The 2968-nt window shown below is 61.4% G+C and carries 2 protein-coding genes; both read left to right on the top strand.

Annotation, left to right across the window (positions count from 1 at the left end; translation table 11 throughout):
- Positions 1 to 131: 131 nt before the first annotated feature.
- Positions 132 to 410 carry a hypothetical protein gene (locus H6718_37060; protein ID MCB9591074.1) on the top strand — a complete coding sequence of 93 codons (279 nt, stop codon included), beginning with the start codon at positions 132 to 134 and terminating at the stop codon, positions 408 to 410.
- 1059 nt (positions 411 to 1469) lie between these two features.
- Positions 1470 to 2690 carry a hypothetical protein gene (locus H6718_37055; protein ID MCB9591073.1) on the top strand — a complete coding sequence of 407 codons (1221 nt, stop codon included), beginning with the start codon at positions 1470 to 1472 and terminating at the stop codon, positions 2688 to 2690.
- Positions 2691 to 2968: the final 278 nt, after the last annotated feature.

The following is a 2968-nucleotide window of genomic DNA, read 5'->3' as shown; positions in this document are numbered from 1 at the left end:
ACCGAAGAGATCCTCAAGCGAGGCCAGGAAGCGTTCAAGCGATTGACACCCGAAGAGCAAGCGGACCTCGCTGACAACACCATGGCGGACCCCGCCGAACTGATAAGTTGGCTGGATGCTCCGTGAGCAATGTGGTTCAACTTCGCGGCTTGGGGCAGACCGCGAAGTTTCTTGAGCAGCGGAACAAGCTCAACCCCGGCGTGCAGCAGCACCTGAAGCGCGCAATCAACAAGCTGCGCACCTCAAACAAGCTGCCTGCGGATGCTGATGTCGACGACTTCGTTCCGCCGGTATACCAGGCGTGGCAACGTGCAATCGATGGCACGGATCTATGGCTGCTCTACACGCTTGAGGAGAACGGCTCCGTCATTCTTCGAGCGATCCGCGATCACGTGCGCGGCGCGTACTAAAGCAACCTTCGCCCCACGCGGCAGAAACCCGCCCATGCATGGCAAGCCACCAGCTACTCGGTCGAGTCTGGGCGGGGCTGCCGTGCCTCGAGGTCTACGTGCGGTCGGACGGCACCGCGGCACACTGGCGTTGGGGTGACCGGTGGCTGGTGACGGCCTGCGCACAACGCTGAAGCCGCCAGGTTTCCCTGGTGGCTTCCTGCATGCGACCTAGTTTCCAGAGCCGAACGCATCCTTGAGGATTCGGCGCACAGTCGATGCTTTCAATCCAAGCGCGGCAGCCCCCGAAGCCACCAGTGCGGCGTCGAGCGCGGCGCAGACGGCAACATCACCAGCAGAGCTCGCAGCGGACTGCTCCCAGGATCTCACTTGGCCAAGGAACGTCACGATCTCCTCCTCGTCCCTCAACGCGACGGAGCGGCAGAAGTTGCGACGGGAGGCAGTCGAGAGACTCCTCTACGCCCAGTTTCCTCCCGGCAACTCTTTCCCCTGCGGCTGGAACCATGTGGGTCGGTACGCGCGTACGACACCTCCTCCGAGTTGATGGAGCCCGACGGCGTCGTCCGTCGCGCCGACAGGTGATTCTCTCCGCTGGGGAGCGTTGGCTTGGCCATTTTCCCGAACGCCGATGACAACGTTCTCGTTGGCGTGACGGTGGACACGTTCAAGCAGCTCGCACCCAGACCCCGGATGGCCTAGAATCGCCCCAGTCCTACGAGTCACGGAGCAAGGCGGCGCTCGCGACCACCATCGCCATCGGTGGCACCGTCGACCTGGTTTCGCTCTTCAAGTGACGGTGATTGCTCAGGACGACACGGTGCGGCCAACGGCCGCTTAGAACGACGAGAGCCACCTAGCGGCAAAAACCGCGGGTGGCTCTTCTTCAGGGCCGCGATGGACTAAGTGTCAAGCTCGACTGCGCACGTTGGAAGTCTTGCGCATCATCCTCGCGGAAGTTAAGTGGGAAACGGCAAGGTGGACAGATCGACGCACTGCGTACTGCCGTAGGGTCGTATTCTCAATGGAGCAGGGGCGAGGTGGAGGCCACAGCATTCTAGAATGGAACTCTCTGCCCTACTCGTGCCAACGGAACGCCCTCCCACCGACATCGAGGTGAAGCGAGCGCTCCTGCTGTTTGACCAAGTTTTCCTAATCCCTCCTGACGACCGGGACATCTTTCCGCCGGCTTTCTACATGCAGGCGATGTTTCCGGAGATTCCCATCCCTGTGTACCTGAACCAGGGCCCCGTACTTCCGCTTGGAAAGAACGCTGGGTACGACGACGCGTTTGAGCGCTTGCTCGACGACTCCAGGGAGGCTCAAGCGCAAGGACTCTTGGTACTGAAGCCGCCTGCTCCCGATCCCCAGGGTCTTCACATTGGCGGGGCACCGTACCCGGAAGATCGGGGCCCGCCCATGCCCATCCTGCACTTCACAAGAGTGTTCACATCATCTGAGCCCCTCATGCGCTCGATGATGCAAGGGCTCCCCCGCCTCCAGGCGCTAACCAAGTCGAATCCTGTCGAAGTGGCGCCGAGCGGCCACGAGCACGGGTGGAACAAACTATTCGCACTGGGCGAAGGTGATGTCGGCGGCCTGGTGACTCGCCTAACAGCATCAAGGATAGGGAGCTTGGTGAAGTGCCTAGACATCGCAACGAAGGCATCGATCCATCTATTCTCCGCCGATCGTGGGGTGGCGGCGACCCTTGGAGCGGTAGAGCGGCTCGCCGAAGGCTCTCTGGAGTCTGTGCTCGGCGATGATGAGCAAAGGTCTGTACGGATGGCTCAGCGCGCAGAGAACGTGCTTGCTCAACTCTTTGTCCCTGATGCGGTGCTGGGGCAAATGACGTACAGGCAGGTACTCGCCTGCCGAACTCGTAGCTGGGGCGACGCTGGCGAGAGACGGGAACTCTTTTTCCGTGTGGTTAGATCGCTGTCAAACGAGTGTCGAAGCGATGATGAGTTCGATCGGCGAGTGAAGGTTGAAGTCGAGGGGTACCTAAAGGCATGCAGGGACTTCAACGATGAGGTGAAGGGTAAAAGCATCTCTCTTGCGGCCGTCACATCCCTTGGGGCGCTCACTGCTGGAGCCGCGGCAAACCAGCTGTTGGGTATCGATTCCTTCGCAACCGCAGTAGTTGGAGCTGGAGCCGCAGTGTTGGGGACAGTGGCCAAGGAGGCACCGCATCTCCTAAAAATGTGGACTGCTCGCGGCAGAACGCGAGCTGGCGCGGGTCGTGCTCTGTACGGACCCTACGAGAGTCTGAAGCTCAGGTAGGCTCCACGGCACCAAGTCCTGCGTCACTGCCTCCTGCGCCAACTCGCTGTGGAGCACGCAGACCAAGCCGGGATGTCGCCACGCCGTGACAGAATGGACCCGAATCTTATTTGTGGTTCCACCACTGCTGGGGGCGGGATCGCCGTTTCCACCGCTGGAGGCGAATTCACCAGCGCCGGGCGAGGCGAAGCCAATGCCCGGCCAGTCGGCGAGAGACGACGCGACGTAACCCCGCGGAAACACGCCCACCCGAACCCGAACCCGAACCCGAACCCGAA

Source organism: Polyangiaceae bacterium (assembly GCA_020633205.1).
In the GTDB taxonomy this organism is placed as follows: Bacteria; Myxococcota_A; Polyangia; order Polyangiales; family Polyangiaceae; genus JAHBVY01.
This window is presented reverse-complemented; position numbering and strand designations above follow the sequence as displayed.

Coding starts and splice junctions, on each gene's coding strand:
- H6718_37055 (MCB9591073.1), top strand. CDS start 1,470: ATGGAACTCTCTGCCCTACTCGTGCCAACGGAACGCCCTCCCACCGAC.